The 16,439-nt window shown below is 68.1% G+C and carries 16 protein-coding genes; 10 read left to right on the top strand and 6 right to left on the bottom strand.

Translation table 11 applies throughout. The features are described 5' to 3' along the window. Positions 1 to 83: 83 nt before the first annotated feature. The 8 genes from modA to BLT96_RS07980 all read left to right on the top strand — a co-directional run bounded on the left by modA (position 84) and on the right by BLT96_RS07980 (position 6,489). Positions 84 to 974 carry a molybdate ABC transporter substrate-binding protein gene (gene modA / locus BLT96_RS08015; protein WP_090863400.1) on the top strand — a complete coding sequence of 297 codons (891 nt, stop codon included), beginning with the start codon at positions 84 to 86 and terminating at the stop codon, positions 972 to 974. A gap of 11 nt (positions 975 to 985) precedes the next feature. Beyond that, positions 986 to 1,702 carry a molybdate ABC transporter permease subunit gene (modB, locus tag BLT96_RS08010; RefSeq protein WP_090863398.1) on the top strand — a complete coding sequence of 239 codons (717 nt, stop codon included), beginning with the start codon at positions 986 to 988 and terminating at the stop codon, positions 1,700 to 1,702. Continuing rightward, entirely contained in the window at positions 1,699 to 2,814 is a 1,116-nt protein-coding gene (locus BLT96_RS08005; RefSeq protein WP_090863394.1) for a sulfate/molybdate ABC transporter ATP-binding protein, read from the top strand. Before modB ends, BLT96_RS08005 begins: the two co-directional genes overlap by 4 nt. Further along, positions 2,807 to 3,760 (top strand): GTP 3',8-cyclase MoaA, encoded by a 954-nt coding sequence (gene moaA / locus BLT96_RS08000; RefSeq protein WP_090863391.1) that lies wholly within the window; start codon positions 2,807 to 2,809, stop codon positions 3,758 to 3,760. Before BLT96_RS08005 ends, moaA begins: the two co-directional genes overlap by 8 nt. A gap of 2 nt (positions 3,761 to 3,762) precedes the next feature. After that, on the top strand, positions 3,763 to 4,236 hold the full coding sequence (gene moaC, locus BLT96_RS07995) for a cyclic pyranopterin monophosphate synthase MoaC (protein ID WP_090845205.1): 474 nt from the start codon (positions 3,763 to 3,765) through the stop codon (positions 4,234 to 4,236). Then, positions 4,236 to 4,739 (top strand): MOSC domain-containing protein, encoded by a 504-nt coding sequence (locus BLT96_RS07990; RefSeq protein ID WP_157692203.1) that lies wholly within the window; start codon positions 4,236 to 4,238, stop codon positions 4,737 to 4,739. The genes moaC and BLT96_RS07990 overlap by 1 nt, the downstream gene beginning before the upstream one ends. After that, complete coding sequence (locus BLT96_RS07985) at positions 4,736 to 5,836, top strand: molybdopterin-binding protein (protein ID WP_245719256.1); 1,101 nt, start codon at positions 4,736 to 4,738, stop codon at positions 5,834 to 5,836. Before BLT96_RS07990 ends, BLT96_RS07985 begins: the two co-directional genes overlap by 4 nt. Positions 5,837 to 5,913: 77 nt before the next feature. Then, a complete protein-coding gene (locus tag BLT96_RS07980) occupies positions 5,914 to 6,489 on the top strand; it encodes a MogA/MoaB family molybdenum cofactor biosynthesis protein (RefSeq protein ID WP_090863388.1) in 576 nt (191 codons plus the stop codon). A 35-nt stretch (positions 6,490 to 6,524) separates the two neighbouring features. Here BLT96_RS07980 and BLT96_RS07975 read toward each other — a convergent pair whose 3' ends face one another. Then, positions 6,525 to 7,760 carry a serine hydrolase gene (locus BLT96_RS07975; RefSeq protein WP_157692202.1) on the bottom strand — a complete coding sequence of 412 codons (1,236 nt, stop codon included), beginning with the start codon at positions 7,758 to 7,760 and terminating at the stop codon, positions 6,525 to 6,527. 174 nt (positions 7,761 to 7,934) lie between these two features. Here BLT96_RS07975 and BLT96_RS07970 point away from each other — a divergent pair, with 174 nt between their 5' ends. After that, the gene (locus tag BLT96_RS07970) at positions 7,935 to 9,233 is read left to right on the top strand and encodes a peptidase U32 family protein (protein WP_197674345.1); all 1,299 of its coding nucleotides are present in this window, start codon (positions 7,935 to 7,937) and stop codon (positions 9,231 to 9,233) included. A gap of 72 nt (positions 9,234 to 9,305) precedes the next feature. On the opposite strand, the gene BLT96_RS07965 is transcribed toward BLT96_RS07970, so the two are convergent. Continuing rightward, entirely contained in the window at positions 9,306 to 9,527 is a 222-nt protein-coding gene (locus BLT96_RS07965) for a hypothetical protein (RefSeq protein WP_090845196.1), read from the bottom strand. Positions 9,528 to 9,680: 153 nt separating this feature from the next. On the opposite strand from BLT96_RS07965, the gene BLT96_RS07960 reads away from it, so the two are divergent. Beyond that, positions 9,681 to 10,868, top strand: coding sequence for an aldo/keto reductase (locus BLT96_RS07960; RefSeq protein ID WP_090863382.1), 1,188 nt, complete (start codon positions 9,681 to 9,683; stop codon positions 10,866 to 10,868). 16 nt (positions 10,869 to 10,884) lie between these two features. Here BLT96_RS07960 and BLT96_RS07955 read toward each other — a convergent pair whose 3' ends face one another. The 4 genes from BLT96_RS07955 to BLT96_RS07940 all read right to left on the bottom strand — a co-directional run bounded on the left by BLT96_RS07955 (position 10,885) and on the right by BLT96_RS07940 (position 16,380). Beyond that, a complete protein-coding gene (locus BLT96_RS07955) occupies positions 10,885 to 11,883 on the bottom strand; it encodes a DMT family transporter (RefSeq protein ID WP_245719255.1) in 999 nt (332 codons plus the stop codon). Between the two features lie 16 nt (positions 11,884 to 11,899). Beyond that, positions 11,900 to 12,463: a hypothetical protein gene (locus BLT96_RS07950; RefSeq protein ID WP_090863380.1), complete on the bottom strand. Its 564-nt coding sequence runs from the start codon at positions 12,461 to 12,463 to the stop codon at positions 11,900 to 11,902. A gap of 95 nt (positions 12,464 to 12,558) precedes the next feature. Continuing rightward, positions 12,559 to 14,976 (bottom strand): DEAD/DEAH box helicase, encoded by a 2,418-nt coding sequence (locus BLT96_RS07945; RefSeq protein ID WP_090863377.1) that lies wholly within the window; start codon positions 14,974 to 14,976, stop codon positions 12,559 to 12,561. Between the two features lie 15 nt (positions 14,977 to 14,991). Continuing rightward, complete coding sequence (locus tag BLT96_RS07940; RefSeq protein WP_090863374.1) at positions 14,992 to 16,380, bottom strand: ATP-binding protein; 1,389 nt, start codon at positions 16,378 to 16,380, stop codon at positions 14,992 to 14,994. Positions 16,381 to 16,439 lie beyond the last annotated feature (59 nt).

Here is a 16,439-nt window from a genome sequence, read left to right as displayed (position 1 = left end):
CCGGCCGGGCGATTACCCACAGGCACCACATGGGTACCTTTTGCGCCACGGCGCATTGGCAGGCACCACACCAAGGAGGACACATGCACTACGTAAGCGAGAAGGGCGGCGGCCTTACCCGCCGCCAGTTTGTGGGCGGCGCGGCCGCCCTGGTGGCGACGGCGGCGCTTGCCGCGTGCGGAGGCGACGGGGCGGACTCGTCCGCGAGCGAACCCGGCACGGCGCCCGCGGGCACAAAGAAGCGCACGCTCACCGTGTTTGCCGCGGCGTCGCTTACGGAGGCGCTGCAGCAGATCGGGCGCCAGTTCGAACGCAGGCACACGGGCGTGACGGTAAAGTTCAACTTCGACTCGTCCGGCACCCTCTGCACCCAGATCGCGGAGGGGGCAAAGGCGGACGTGTTCTTCTCCGCTGCGGAAAAGCAGATGGACCAGCTGGACGGCGGGCTCGACGGCCAGGAGGGCGCCGGCATGGTCGATCATGCCACCCGCGTTGACCTGCTGCAGAACAAGGTGGTGCTCTGCGTGCCGGACGGCAACCCCAAGCACGTGCAGAGCTTCGACGGCCTGGCGAAGGCGCTCGCCGCGCATCAGGTGCTCATGGCCATGGGCAACGCGGACGTGCCGGTGGGCCAGTACACGCAGAAGATCCTGGCACACTTTGGCCTGGACGAGTCTGCGCTTGCGCAGGCGGGCTGCATAAGCTACGGCAGCAACGTGAAGGAGGTCGCGGCCCAGGTGCGCGAGGCGAGCGTGGACTGCGGCGTGGTGTACGCGACGGACGCGAAGGCGGAGTCTCTTTCGCAGGTGGACGCCGCGACGGAGGCCATGTGCGGCAGCGTGACGTACCCGGTGGCCGCGCTGAAGGCGGCACCGGAGCCCAAGCTCGCGTCCGCGTTTCTGGACTTTTTGCACACGAAGGCCGCGTCCGCGCGCTTTGCGGACTCCGGCTTCACCGTGCTTGCCAAGGCCTAGGTGAGAAGGACATGGACCTCTTCCCCCTGGCAAACTCGCTCAGGGTGGCCGCCGCCTCGACCGTGGTGGTGTTCCTCCTGGGCATCGCCCTCGCGAACGTGGTGTCGCGCGCGCCGCGCGTGGTGCGCGGGCTTGCAGACGTGGTGCTGACGCTTCCGCTGGTGCTGCCGCCCACCGTGGTGGGCTTCCTGCTGCTGATGCTTCTGGGCCCGCGCCGGCCCTTGGGTGCGTGGGCGCTTTCCGCGCTGGGCGTGCGCCTGACCATGGTGTGGTACGCGGCCGTGTTCGCGACCGTGGTGGTGAGCTTCCCGCTGATGTACCGCACCGCGCGCGGAGCGTTCGAGTCGTTCGACCAGACGCTGGCAGACGCGGCCCGCACGCTCGGCCGCTCGAACGCGTGGGTGTTCTGGCGCGTCAAGATGCCGTGCTGCCGGCAGGGCATCGTGGCGGGCGCGGTGCTCGCGTTCGCGCGGGCGCTGGGCGAATACGGCGCCACGTCCATGGTGTGCGGCTACATGCCCGGCTCAACGGCGACGGTATCCACCACGGTGTACCAGCTGTGGCGCACGGGCGACAACGCCGGCGCGCTCGCGTGGGTGATCGTGAACCTCGCGATCAGCTGCGTCGTGCTGGTGGCGCTTAACGTGGTGCAGGGACGCACGGCCGGCGGGCGCGGGGCCGCGTCCTTCTCGCCCGCGCGCGGCGCGGCGGAAGAAGGCGCGCGATGAGCCTTGGCGTGCGCATACGCAAGCGCCTGGCCGCGTTCACGCTGGACGTGAGCTTTGACGTGGAGCGCGCGGACAGGGTGATGGCGCTTCTGGGGCCGTCCGGCTGCGGCAAGTCCGTCACGCTCAAGTGCATCGCCGGCGTCATGCGGCCGGACGAGGGGCGCATTGTGCTGAACGGCCGCACGCTGTTTGACAGCGAGGCCGGCGTTGACCTGCCGCCGCAGAGCCGCCGCGTGGGCTATCTGTTTCAGGACAGCGCGCTGTTTCCCACCATGGACGTGCTGCACAACGTGATGGCCGGCGTGCGCGAGGGCAGCCGCGCAGGGCGGCGCGAGCGTGCGCGGCGCGAGCTTCGCGCCATGCGGCTGGACGGGGCGGAGCGCCTGCGGCCGGCGCAGCTCTCTGGCGGGCAGCGGCAGCGCGTCGCGATGGCGCGCATCCTGGCGAGCGACCCGGAGCTCATCCTTCTGGACGAGCCGTTCAGTGCGCTCGACGGCTACCTGCGCTGGCAGCTGGAGCTGGACCTTGCGGACGGCCTCCGCGCCTTCCCGGGCGGGGCCGTGCTGGTGACGCACGACCGCGACGAGGTGCACCGCCTGGCGCAGGACGTGTGCGTGATCGACCGCGGCAAGGGCGAGCCGCTCATGAGCGTGCACGAGCTGTTTGCGCGCCCGCGCACCGTGGCCGCGGCGCTCATAAGCGGCTGCAAGAACGTGAGCCGCGCCCGCGTGGCCGGCGACCACCTGCTGGCCTGCGACGACTGGGGCGTGACGCTCGCGTGCGCAGACGCGCCGGGCCCGCGCGTGACGCATGCCGGCATCCGCGCGCACTACCTGACGGCGGCTGCTGCGCCCGCGGGCGAGAGGGGCGCGCCCCCAAGCCTGGCGCCCGGCGCCAACCGCATCCCGTGCGTGGTGGAGCGCGTGATAGACGGCACGTTCAGCACCATCGTGATGGCGCGGACGCCCGGTGGTGCGCCGCTGCGCTACGAGTGCGAGAAGGACGCGTGGGCCGCGCTTGGCGGCGCCACCCACGTGACGCTTGGCATCGCGCCGGACTGCGTGATGCCGCTGTGCGAGGGAATTTCGGAAGGAGAGTGCGCCCATGTATGACGCTTTTGGACGCGACGTCACCTACCTGCGGCTGAGCGTGACGGACCTCTGCAACTGCCGCTGCGTGTACTGCATGCCGGCGTGCGGCGTGCCGCGCCTGCGCCACGAGGACATACTCTCGTTCGAGCAGATGCGCCAGATCGTGGCTGCGGCCGCGAGCCTGGGTGTTCGCAAGGTGCGCCTGACGGGCGGCGAGCCCCTGGTGCGCCGCAACATCGTGGACCTGGTGCGCATGGTGGCGTCCGTCCCCGGCGTGGACGAGGTCGACATGACCACCAACGCGACGCTGCTTGCACCCGTGGCGGCAGAGCTGCGCGCGGCCGGCCTCACGCGGCTGAACGTGAGCCTGGACACGCTGGATGCCGAGCGCTACCGCAAGATCACGCGCGTGGGCACGCTGGAAGACGCGCTCGCCGGCCTTGCGGCCGCGCGCGAGGCGGGCTTTGTCGGCACGAAGATCAACTGCGTGCTGCTGGGCGGCATCAACCAGGACGAGCTGCGCCCGCTTGCGGAGCTCGCGCGCACGCGCGACCTCTCCGTGCGGTTTATCGAGCTCATGCCCATGGGCGAGTGCGCCGCGTGGCCGCGCGAGCGCTTTCTTCCGGCGGACGCCGTGCTTGCGGCCGTGCCGGAGCTTGCGCCCGTGGCCAGTGCGGCCCCGGGCGTGGCAGAGCTCTATCGCGCGCCGGGCTGGCGTGGCACCGTGGGCCTGATCCGGCCCATGACGCACCGGTTCTGCGGGCAGTGCAACCGCATACGCGTCACGGCGGACGGCAGGCTCAAGCCGTGCCTGCACTCTGCGGCAGAGGTGGACCTCCGCGGGCTTTCCGGAAAGGACCTGGTGCAGGCCATCGCGCGCGGCATCGCGGCAAAGCCCGGCAGGCACCACATGGACATGGGGCACGCGAGCCAGACGCCGCGTGCCATGAGCCAGATAGGAGGCTGAGCATGGCGTTCACGCACTTCAACGAGCAGGGTCGCGCCCGCATGGTGGACGTGTCCCAAAAGCCCAAGACCCAGCGCACCGCGACGGCGGCCGGCAAGGTCCTCATGAGGCCGGACACCCTGGAGCTCGTGCGCACGGGCGGGGTGAGGAAGGGCGACGTGCTCGCCGTGGCGCAGGTCGCCGGCATCATGGCGGCCAAGCGCACGTGGGAGCTGGTGCCCATGTGCCACCCCGTGCAGCTTACGGGCGTGGACGTGTCCTTCTCGCTTGAGGAGGACGGCATCGCGATCACGGCAACGTGCCGCTGCTGCGGCGAGACCGGGGTAGAGATGGAGGCGCTCACGGCGGCGTCCGTCGCGGGCCTCACCATTTACGACATGTGCAAGGCGCACCAGCGCGACATGGTGATAGACCGCGTGCGCCTTATGGAGAAGGACGGCGGCAAGTCGGGGCACTTCGTTCGGGAGGAATGCTAATGCAGGGTAGCGAGGGTCTGCACGGCGGCGTTGGGCCGCAGGGCGGCGAGGGGCTCGTGGGGCGCGTGCTTGCCACGAGCGTGAGCGAGCACAAGGGCACGCGCAAGCACACGGTGGACGCGCTGGAGCTGCGCGTGGGCGTGGGCATCGTGGGCGACGCCCACGCCGGCGCGTGGCACCGGCAGGTGAGCCTGCTTCCCAACGAGAGCGTGGACCGCATGCGCGAGCGCGGGCTCGAGCTTGCGGCCGGCGACTTTGCGGAGAACATCCTGACGGAGGGCCTCGTCCTGCGCGAGCTTCCCGTGGGGAGCGTGCTCGCGGTGGGGGAGTGCCGCCTGGTGGTGACGCAGATTGGCAAGACGTGCCACAACGACTGCGAGATACGCCGCATCACGGGCATGTGCGTCATGCCGACGGACGGCATATTCTGTGTGGTGGCGCGCGGGGGCAGCGTTCGCGCCGGCGACGTGGTGCGCGTGATGGGGGAAGGTGAGCTTGCATGAGCGAGTCCGGAATGAAGCTGGTGGCAACCAGGGACGCCGTGGGACACGTACTGTGCCACGACATGACACAGATCCTGCCTGGCGGCACGGATGCAGACGGAAACGAGCTGCCGCGCTACAAGGGCGCGCGCTTCCGCAAGGGCCACGTGGTGACGGCCGAGGACGTGCCGGTGCTCTTGAGCATGGGCAAGGCTCACCTGTACGTGTGGCAGAAGCGCCCGGGCTGGCTGCACGAGGACGAGGCCGCGCGCCGCATGGCGGCGCTCTGCCTGGGCGAGGGCTGTGTGGCCGCGGGCGAGCCGCGCGAGGGCAAGATCGCCATAAACGCCGCGCACGACGGCGTGTTCCTGGTGGATTCCGAGCGCCTTGCGGCCGTGAACTCCGTGGACCAGGTGATGGTGGCCACGCGCCGCGGCAACTTTGGCGTGCGCGCGGGCGACGCCCTTGCCGGCACCCGCGTGATCCCCCTTGTGATCGACGGGGCGGTCGTGGCACAGGCGGAGGCCGCGGCGGACGTCGCCGCGCGCGGGCCGCTCATGCGCGTGGCGCCGTACGTCATGCGCACCGCCGCCGTGATCACCACGGGCTCCGAGGTCAAGAGCGGGCTCATCGAGGACCGCTTCACCCCCGTGGTGGAGCGCAAGCTCGCGCGCTTTGGCGTTAGGGTGACGTGGCACGCCACGCCGGGGGACAACATGGAAGACGTGGTGGCCGCCATTGGCGAGGCCCGCGCCGCCGGCGTCGACATGGTGCTGTGCACGGGCGGCATGAGCGTTGACCCGGATGACAACACGCCCGGTGCCATCAGGCGTGCCGGCGCGCGCGTCGTCACGTACGGCGCGCCGGTGCTGCCGGGCGCCATGCTGCTGGTGGGCTACTTCGACCCGGATGCCGCGGGCGAGAAGGACGCACGCCCCGTGCCCGTGGTGGGGCTGCCGGGGTGCGTCATGTACAGCAAGGCGACCGTGTTCGACCTCGCGCTGCCGCGCCTGGTTGCGGGCGTGCCGCTCGAAAAGCGCGACTTCGTGGCCATGGGCGAGGGCGGGCTCTGCCTGGGCTGCGACCCGTGCACGTTCCCGCACTGCCCGTTTGCGTAGCGGTCAGTTTGCGTATCTGCCAGCAAAAATATGACGCTGGCCGCCGCCGTGCGGCCCGCGAGCGAAAGGGGGCCGGGATGGCACTTGAGGTCAGGAAGGCGACTGCGGGGGACCTGGAGCCGCTGCGGGGACTGGACGCCGCGTCCCGAGGGGACGACGGCCATGGCGGCGAGTCCTTCTCGGTAGAGGTCATTACCGTGAGCGACCGCTCGTTTAGGGGCGAGCGGCCGGATGCGAGCGGGCCTGCGCTCGTGGAGCTTGCGGAGCGCCACGGGTATCGCGTGGTGGCGACGCGCCTGGTGCCGGACGAGCGCGAGCGGATAGAGGCGGAGCTGCGCGACGCGGCCGCGCGCGGGGTGGCGCTGGTGCTGACCACCGGGGGCACGGGGTTCTCGCCGCGCGACGTGACGCCGGAGGCCACGGCCGCCGTGTGCGAGCGCATGGCGCCGGGCATCCCGGAGGCCATGCGGGCGGCGTCGCTTGCGATCACGCCCAAGGCGTGCCTCTCGCGCGAGGTCGCGGGCATCGTGGGACGCACGCTGGTGGTGAACCTGCCCGGCAGCCCCAAGGCCGCGGTAGAGAACGTCTCCGCCGTGATCGGGCCCATCGCGCACGGGCTGGGCATCCTGCGCGGCGAGGCGCTGGACGGCTAGCCCACGGCGTGGGCCCACGGCGTCGGCCCGCGACGCTAGCCCACGGTGGTTGCGGATGTCTGCCGCAGGGCGGAGCTGCCGCCGCACATCTTGCCGTGTGCGGCGTTCAGCGCGTCCAGCACCGGCAGCAGCGAGTCGAAGTCCGAGGGCGCGTCGGAAAGCACAGCGACCGCGTAGTCGCCGCAGTCTGAAAACACGATGCCGTTGTCGGCCGTCGCCGTGGAGGCCAGGCCCTCGTTTGCGGGGTACCAGCCTGGCTTGGACCACACCGTAAAGCGGTCGCGCAAGAGCGCGCCCCACGCGGAGTGGTTCGTGCGCGCAAGGCAGCCGGACAGGAGGCTCGCGCCGGGCTCGCCGGACGTGCCAAAGCGATACACCTCGCGCCAGCAGTTCAGCATGCCCGCGGCAGATATGTGCGGGTAGTTGTAGCCGTACGCCTCCTGCGCCGCCTCGGGCGCGCGACTCTGCAGCCAGGAGCCATACACGCGGTATCCGTACGTCTTCAGCAGCGTGCGGAACGCGTCGTTGTCAGAGTCGACCAGGCACTTGGTGATGGCGTCCGAGCTCGATGCGGCGCCGCCGTGCGTGGACTCCAGGATTGCGGTTACGTACACGGCCTTTATGCTGCTCGCGGGATAGAACTTCTGGCTGGCGTTGTACGACGCGCCGCGCCCCGTCTTCAGGTCCACCATGGCAAAGCCCAGGTGGTAGCCCCTCGCGGTGAACGCGGCCACCGCGTCTTCCAGATGCTCGCACGTGGGCGTGGACTCAAAGCCCGCCGGCGCCGTCACGCTGATGCCGCTCCTCGTGGCGAACGTGGTCACCTTCGCGTCCGCGCCGGTGTCGAGCGCCGTCGCGTCCTCCTTTGGCGCGGCCTTCGCCTCGCCGGACGCGCTCGTGTCAGATGCGCCGCCGTCAGGTGCGCTTGCGTCCGAGCCACCGACCTTCGTGGTGCCGGCCTCCTCGCCGGAGGCGCTCGCATCGCCGCGCCGCGAGCCTGTGGCAGAGGTGCTCGCGTCGGCGCCGCCGTCGCCCGTGGGCGAGAAGATCTGCCCCCTCAACTGCGGCGATGCCATCACGGCACCCGCAGCCACGACTGCGGAGATCGCTACGGCCACGGCAACCGCGCGCCCGCGGTAGGCGCGACGGCCACGGCGGCTGTCCTTCTCGCCCAGCGCGTCCTGCGCCAGGTGCCCCGCGTGACGGGCGTGATCCTTGCGTGCGTCTGCCTTTGCGTTGCTGCGGCCCTTTGCCGCGTGCCGTGCCGTCACCTTTGCTCCCTTGCACCTGTCTGCGCGCCGCGTGCGGGGCGCGCGTGTCCACGGGCACGAGTATAGTCCGTGTGGCCGCGTCAGGCCCCGCGCCGTCCGCGCTCGCCATGCGCTAGACTGTGCAGGCCGCACCCAACGCACGCAACCCATCGCACACTCGGGAGCACACCCATCATGACCAGCGCCAACAACATATCCGCATCCGCCGCCGCGCCGGCAAGACGTCGCCCCATGCGCCTGCTCGCGCCGGCCGGCGGCCCAGAGCAGCTGCGCCAGGCCATGCACTTTGGCGCGGACGAGGTCTACCTGGCCGGCCGCAGCTGGGGCATGCGCGCCCGCAGCAAGAACTTCGATCGCGACCAGCTTGAGCAGGCCGTCCGCCTGGCACACGCGTCCGGCGTTGCCGTCCACCTCACGCTGAACACGCTCATGCGCGATTGCGACATTGACGCCCTGCCAGACTACCTGCGCTTCGTGGATCAGATCGGGGTGGACGCCGCCATCGTGGCGGACCTGGGTGCCATGGCGCTTGTGCGCAGGTACGCGCCGCACGTGGAGCTGCACGTGTCCACGCAGGCCTCCGTCATGAACGCGCTCGCGGCAGAGGAGTACGCCCGCCTGGGCGCACGCCGCGTCGTCCTTGCGCGCGAGATGAGCGTGCGCGAGGTCGCGGACCTGCGCCGACGCCTGGACGCGGACGGGTTCTCGTCGCTGGAGCTGGAGGTCTTCGCCCACGGCTCCATGTGCATGGCCGTAAGCGGCCGCTGCCTGCTGTCGAGCGAGCTCGTCGGCCGCGAGCGCGGCGCGAGCTTTGGCGCGTGCACCCAGCCGTGCCGCTGGGGCTGGACCCTGGTGGAGGAGTCGCGCCCGGACGTGCGCCGCATGCCCGTGGAGCAGGACGACTCCTGGAGCTACATCCTGAGCTCCAACGACCTCGCAATGCTCGACCACCTGGACGATCTTGCGGCCGCGGGCGTCGCCGCCGTCAAGATCGAGGGCCGCGCGAAGGGCGCCTACTACACGGCGTGCGTCACGAACGCCTACCGCCACGTGCTCGATGGCGAGCCCGCCTCCGCCTGGGTGGGCGAGCTGGACGCCGTGAGCCACCGCCCGTACTCCACGGGCTTCTTCTATGGCAACCCCACGCAGAACCCCGGCCGCGTGGAGTACCAGCGCGACCGCCTGATGGTGGCCACGGTCGAGAAGAGCGTGGCGCTTTCGGCCGACGCTGGCTCGGGGTCGCGCTACATGACGGAGGTGCTCTGCCGCAACAAGGCCGCGGCTGGCTCCGTCCTGCAGGTGCTCTCTCCGCGCGAGCCCATTCGCGAGTGCCGCCTGGGCGCGCTCGAGCGCTTCGACGCCGAGCTCCAGACCTGGGTGCCCGCGGCAGACCTCTCGCGCGCGATGGAGCGCTACCGCACGGCGCTGCCGTTCGCCCTCGAGCCGCTCGACATCCTCTGCCTCAAGCAGTAGCTGTGTGCCGGCCGGCTGCACGATCGATGCGACCGCGCGATTGCCGTGCCCGCACGCTCGCCAAACCGCGCGCTACGCCAGCGTGTAGTGGTCGGCGGCGTGGCGCATGTTCACCTCTGCCAGCTCGAGCTCGCCCTCGATGTAGGGCAGGTACATGGCGTCGATCGACCCCACGCCCATGCTGCAGCCGGAGCACTGCTCGCACGAGCCGTCGCCGCACCAGTCCAGCCCCCGCCTCACGATCTCGATGCGCTCCTCGCGCGTGGTGTCCTTGATCAGAATGCTCTTCGGCATGGCGTGCCTCCCGTTCGTTGGTCTCATGTGGAGGAGTGTACCCCTCCGCGTGCGCCGCGGCCGGCTCCGCGCGCACTCCTCACATCGCCCGCTATACTTCCCATAGCGAGCCGCCGTCCGCGGCCCGCGCACGTAACGTCGACGGGGGTTCGCATGCAGTATCGCAACGACAGACACGGCGAGCCGCTCTCGCTCCTTGGCTTTGGGTGCATGCGCTTCAAGCGCGCGGCCGGCCCCGGCGCCGCCATCGACTACCCCGCGGCGGAGCACCAGATCATGCGCGCCATCGAGCTGGGTGTCAACTACTTCGACACCGCCTACATCTACCCGGGAAGCGAGGAGCTGCTTGGCCGCGTCCTCCAAGAGAACGGCGTCCGCGACCGCGTGAACATCGCCACGAAGCTTCCGCAGTACCTCATCCGCAGCGCGTCGGCCATCGACCGCTACTTCGACGAGGAGCTCCGCCGCCTGAGGACGGACCACGTGGACTACTACCTCATGCACATGCTCACGGACGTCGTCGCGTGGCACAAGCTCGAGGAGCTCGGCATCCGCGACTGGATCGCGCGCAAGAAGGCCGCCGGCCAGATCCGCAACATCGGCTTCAGCTTCCACGGCAACACGGACATGTTCCTCAAGGTGCTCGCCGCCTACGACTGGGACTTCTGCCAGATCCAGTACAACTACATGGACGAGCACGCCCAGGCTGGGCGAGAAGGGCTTCTCGCCGCGGCCGAGCGGCGCATCCCGGTCATCATCATGGAGCCGCTCCGGGGCGGAAAGCTCGTCGACCTTCTTCCTCAGGAGGCGAAGTCGCTCATCGCGAGCGAGGCGCACGGGTGGAGCCCCGCGGAGCTGGCGCTGCGCTGGCTCTACGACCAGCCGCAGGTCACGTGCGTGCTCTCTGGCATGAACAGCGTGCCCATGGTGGAGGAGAACTGCCGCGTTGCGAGCGAGGCCGGCGTCGGCTGCCTCACGCAGGCGGACCAGGATCTCATCGCTCGCGTGAAGGACATCGTGGGGAAGAGCATGCGCATCGGGTGCACGGGCTGCGGCTACTGTATGCCCTGCCCGAAGGGCGTGGACATCCCCTCCGCCTTCCGCTGCTGGAACCAGATGTACACGGAGGGCAAGTCTGCCGGTCGCAAGGAGTACTGGCAGGTCGTGAGCCTGCGCAAGGAGCCCGCGTTCGCCACGCAATGCGTGCGCTGCGGCAAGTGCGAGGCGCACTGCCCGCAGCACCTGCCCATCCGCGACGCCCTCCCTCAGGCGGACCGCGACCTCAGGCCTCTGCACTACCGCATCGCCGGCGTCGTCGCCAGGAAGTTCGCCCTCGGCTAGGCGATGCCGCCCGGCTCTAGGCGCATTCGTCCGACCGCGCCGACTCCCGCGCCTTTGGGTCGCGGTTCACGATCACGATGCCCACGGAGACGAGCACGAGCGCAAGGGTGGCGCGAAGCGGGTCGATCGCGGACGCCTCTCCCAGAAGGAGCGCGGAGAGCACCACGCCGAACACGGGGTTCATGAAGCCGAATACGGCGACGCGCGACACGGGGTTTGCCGAAAGCAGCATGGACCACATCGTGTAGGCCGCCGCGGAGATGAAGCCCATGTACGCGAGGAGCACGAGCGCGGCAGGACGCGACGGTTGAAGCTTGCCGCCCGTTGCCAAGCCCATTGCTGTCAATACGATGCCACCCACGACGAACTGCCATCCACTCAATAGCACAGGGTCGTGGCGTTTCGAGAACTCCCTGATGAGGCAGCTCGACATCGCGGCAGCGATGGTGGAGAGAAACACGAGCCCCTCTCCCGCGAGGCTGAACCGGAGTGCCCCTCCCGACCTTAGGTTCACGAGGAGGACGCCGGCAAAGCCGACAATGCAGCCTGCGACTTTGCGTGCGTCGAGTCGCTCTTGCCTGAAGGCGAGCGCGGCGAGCAGGATGACGATAAAGGAGGCGCTTGCCTCGATGATGGAGCTCGCGACGCCAGATGCACGGGAAAGGCCGGGATAGAACAGGCCGTATTGGAGCACCGTCTGGAAGAGCGAAAGGCAGGCAATGGCCTTCCAGTCCGTCGCCTTCGGAAGAAGTGGGCGCCCCCTCATGATGCTCATGGCGACGACCACCATGCATCCGGCAATGAAGAATCGGACGCCCGCAAACAAAAGCTGCGAGGACGTCGAAGTGGGCGCGATGCCAAACAAGACGTTACCGATTTTCGTGCACGGAAAGGCAGAGCCCCACAGAAGGCAGCTCGCCGTTGCGAGCGCCAGCAGGCCTCCCGTGCTGGAAAGAAACTCGTTTCTGCGCGATTCTCGCGATCCTATGGTCGCTCCCGAAGCACTGTCTGACACTGGTGACACCAAACCCCTACCTGCGCGCCTTGCGCATCTCCTTCTTCACGTTCTTGAGCCTGGACTCGCATTGCTTCTGGTACTTCGCATACTCCTGCTGAGAGCGCTGGTCCTTTCCCACCACCTCGCCGAGCACCTTGAGCTGCCGCCTTGCCTGCTTCTCGTGACCGGTGTTGATGAGGGCGTCGACCGTCGCCTGCGTAAACTGTGCCACGAGGCTGGGGTCGTGATCGCCTTTCGTCCAGGACTCGTAGTCCGAAAGCAGCCTCGCCACGTCTCCCGTGCGGTTGTACCGCTCGAGGATGGGGTTGCACGTGTCCTTTACGTCGAGCTTCATGCGCGTCTTGCGCACCGTCGTCGTCACGAAGAGTCCCACGAGGACGATGACCACGAGGATTGCGAGGCCGATGAGGAATGTGGACGTGGCGTCGAGCTTTGCGACGTTCTGAAGGAGGTAGACGACTACGAGCGTCGCGACGAGGGCAGCGATCACAATTCCCCTCTGGCTCGAAGCCGCCATCTGGGTGCCCCTGGGGCTGCTGCCCTTGCTACTTGTCTTGCTCTTCTCGTCCTGTGCCATCAGAACCTCCCATCTGATTCCTGCCTGAACTACCTTAGCCGTTTCACGTCAGTGGCGCACCCTCGCCATCATGCAGGGCGCCGTGTGGCACACGGCTAGCTCGAGAGTCGGTGGTCTGTGCCGGGAAGGAAGCCTCCCTGGTCGCTCTTGGGTGCATCCGGCCACCCCAGCACTCGATCGACCATTCCCTCGACGTCGAGTACCCCGTATGCGAAGCCCTTGCGGATGAGCTCCTCCGGGACGAACTCATCGTACTTGTCGAAGTAGGGGACCTCCCCGGGATATACGAGCTCGAGCGGGTCCGAGATCGATGCCGCCGCTTCCTTCACGACACGATAGAACGTCTCCGCATCTGCCCGCATGGTGAACTGCATGAAGTACGGGCGTGAGGAGTCGAGCCCCTTCAGGCCGAGCTCTGCCGCGCACTTGATTTTTATCAGGCGCTCGAGGGCGAGAAACGCATAGCTCCCGAGCCAGGGAAAGAGACACCACGCGGTGCCGCCCACGCAGATGAGCGGTTCTGTCGTGACGTGGGCGTTCCTTGCGACGTGGCGTGCCTGCTCCAGACGTGCGCGGGCGTTACGGCGGAGGTACGGGTACAGCCTGTCCTCCCGCAGCACGAGGCGCATGCGCTCGAGGATGCGGGTGTTGACGTCGCCGGCGACCATGCCGAAGTATGCGGGGACTTTGCCCTTGACGGGTGAGCACTCGATGAGGTGGCGCTTGTAGTCGATCTCCTCGATCACCCACGTCGCCCCGGCGATTGCGATGCGCTCGCCGACGGGAGGCGGCTGGACGATGGTGCCTAGCTCCTGCGACTCGCTCCTTACGGTGAATTCCTCGTCCTCGCTGAACACGGCATAAAACTTGAAGTTGTTCGTCACGCGCTCGCCGGCGATGCCGACGATGAGGCCGCCCTCTTCGGTCTGTTGGATGTGGTCGATTGATATGAGGTGACGCAGGAGGATACGGTAGTCGTCCGCCGAAATCCTGTGAAACGGCGTCAGCGTGAGCACGCGGCGCGCGAGCTCGGCGGGGGAGAGCTCGCCGGAGCTTGCGAGCGTGGCCATCGTCTGGTGGTACAGCAGGCTGTAGGGGAGTCCGTCCAGCCGTGGCGGCTCGACCCAGCGATCCTCGACGTAGAGTTGGACGAGGGCGATTCCCTGGAGGAGCTTCCACGGGATCGTCTCCGGCAGGAGGGCTCGGGACTCTGGCTCGTCCTCGCGCATGAGGAACCACATCTCGCTCGGCTGTCCACGCCTGCCCGTCCTGCCCATGCGCTGCAGGTACGAGCTCACCGTGAACGGCGCGTCGATCTGGAACGCCCTCTCGAGCCGGCCTATGTCGATGCCGAGCTCGAGGGTGGCCGTCGTTACCGTCGTGAGGTTCGCGTCCTCCTCGCGCATGATCTCCTCGGTCGACTCGCGCAGGCTGGCGGAGAGGTTGCCGTGGTGGATCAGGAAGCGGTCCGGCTCGCCCGTCGCCTCGCAGTACTGCCTGAGCGTGGTGCAGACCGATTCCGCCTCCTCCCTGGAGTTTGCGAACACAAGACACTTGTGGCCGCGCGTGTGCTCGAAGACGTATGCGAGCCCCGGGTCAGCGTATACGGGAGCGGCATCGGTGGGGGCCTCCTCCGCAGGCTGCTCTGGGTCGGGGAGCGGCCGTTCCGCTGCGACGTCCTCCACGCGCTCCTCTGGGGAGGGAATGTGCTCCTCCCTGGCAAGCCCCACCGGGATCTCGTATCTGGGCGTCTCCGCGTCCTTGGTGGCGTCGTGCCCGAGGACGTCGGCCCCGCGTTCGGGCGCTTGGGGACCCGACGTGTAGAAGTGCTCCATGGATATGCGCCAGCGCTCCTTCGGGCCCTCGAGCTTTGGGATGACGCAGCCGCGTCCGGTGCCGGCGCTCAGGTACTGTCCGGTCGCAACGGGGTCGCCGATGGTGGCGGAGAGCCCTATGCGCCTGGGATTCACGCCGGCGAGCCTGCTCAGCCGCTCGATGCAGCAGAGGCACTGGTCTCCGCGGTCCCCGCGCAGCAGCGAGTGGACCTCGTCTATCACGACGTATCGAAGGTCGCCGAAGATGCGCCCTATGGCTGAGTGGCGGTGCAGGAGCATTGCCTCCAGGGACTCCGGCGTTATCTGGAGTATGCCAGAGGGGTGCTTCATCATCTTGCGCTTGTGAGACTGCGACACGTCGCCGTGCCAGTGCCAGACCGGGATGTCTGCCTCGGCGCACAGGTCCTCGAGACGGATGAACTGGTCGTTGATGAGCGCCTTCAGGGGGCCAATGTAGATGGCACCGACGGACGCGGGCGGGTCTTCCCAGAACTCGGTCAGTATGGGAAAGAACGCGGCCTCCGTCTTGCCGGATGCCGTTGATGCGGTGAGAAGGACGTTCTCGTCCGTGTCGAATATCGCCTCGGCCGCCGCAACCTGCACCGACCTCAGGCTCTGCCAGTCGTGCTCGTAGATGAAGTCCTGTATGAAGGGGGCATAGCGATCGAAGGTGGACATGGTCTTCCCCGTCTGCTAGATGCTGAACTCCGCAAAGTCATCGCCACGTTCCGTCTTGGTTGCGGGAACGCTCTTCGCACGTGGCGAGGCGGCCGCCTCCTCGCGCTGCTCCACGGGAGTCTGTACGGGGGCGTTCAGCTCCTCGCTCTGGATCATTGCGTCGATGGTGAGCGTGGGGTTCTGGCTCAGGATGTCGAGCATCTCCACGAAGTCGCGAATGACCTCGCGGGGCGTCAGGTGGGTGTCCGCGCCGACGCGTCCGTACTCCACCTGCAGGAAGCGTACAAGGTCCTCCTGCGTGACGCTGCGCTCGTAGCCAAAGAGCCCGGCGTGGATGTCTGCGAGCTTCTCGATGAGAACGAGGAGCTCCTCGTGCGTGAGTGGCTGCAGCCTGATGACGGGCGCGAGCATGTCCACGAGGCCGCCCTGGGCAAAGCGCCCCTGTGTGAGACGGCTGCGCAGGGCCTCGTACGAGTAGATGCCGCGACGGCGGTCCTCTATGGACTGGGGCGTACCACTCATGATGATGCCGAGGTAGTGCGCCTTACCCTGGAGGGTGTCGTTGTACATGGTGAGGATCTTCTCGTAGTTGTACTGACGACTGATTGCATTCGGGATCTTGTAGAGGTTCACGAGCTCGTCTACCAGGACGATGAGGCCTTGGTAGCCGGCGCCGCGCAGGAAGGTGGCGAACAGCTTGAGGTAGTCGTACCAGTCGTCGTCCCCGATGGCGATGTTGACGCCGAGCTCCTGGCGCGCCTCCGTCTTGTTGCGGAACTCGCCGCGGAACCACTTCGTGACGCTTGCCTTCGTGTCGTCGTCCCCCTCGAGGTGGGCGCGCCAGTACATGGTGAGCAGACGTGCGAAGTCGTAGCCGTGCACAAGCTCCTGCAGGTCGTGGATGGTGGTGAGGATGCGACGCTCGACGGCATCCGCGAACCCCGGGCTGTCCGGGCCGATGCCGTCTTCGAGCGTGACCTGGGACTCCACGTTGGATACCCACCGGTCGAGTATGAGGTTAAGGGCGCCGCCCTCCGGCTGCGTCTTGGTGGAGAGGTTGCGTATGAGCTCGCGATACGTGGCAAGGCCCTGGCCGTTGCCGCCCTGCAGGCGACGCTCCGGCGAGAGGTCCGCGTCGCACACGACGAAGCCCTTGCCCATGGCGTGGTTGCGGATGGTCTGCAGCAGGAAGCTCTTGCCGGCACCGTAGCGGCCCACGACGAAGCGGAAGCTCGCGCCGCCTTCGGACACAAGGTCAAGGTCATGCAGCAGGGCCGCGATCTCTCGCTCGCGCCCGACCGTGATGTAAGGAAGGCCGATGCGTGGGACGACGCCGCCCTTGAGTGAGTTGACTATCACCGCCGCGATGCGCTTGGGCACGCGCCTCTGCTGTTGAGCTGCCATTGGACCCCCTCCTTATGGTGTGACCAACCATTGTAGACCATGGAGGAGAAATAGAACAG

The organism is Parafannyhessea umbonata (assembly GCF_900105025.1).
GTDB lineage: Bacteria > Actinomycetota > Coriobacteriia > Coriobacteriales > Atopobiaceae > Parafannyhessea > Parafannyhessea umbonata.
This window is presented reverse-complemented; position numbering and strand designations above follow the sequence as displayed.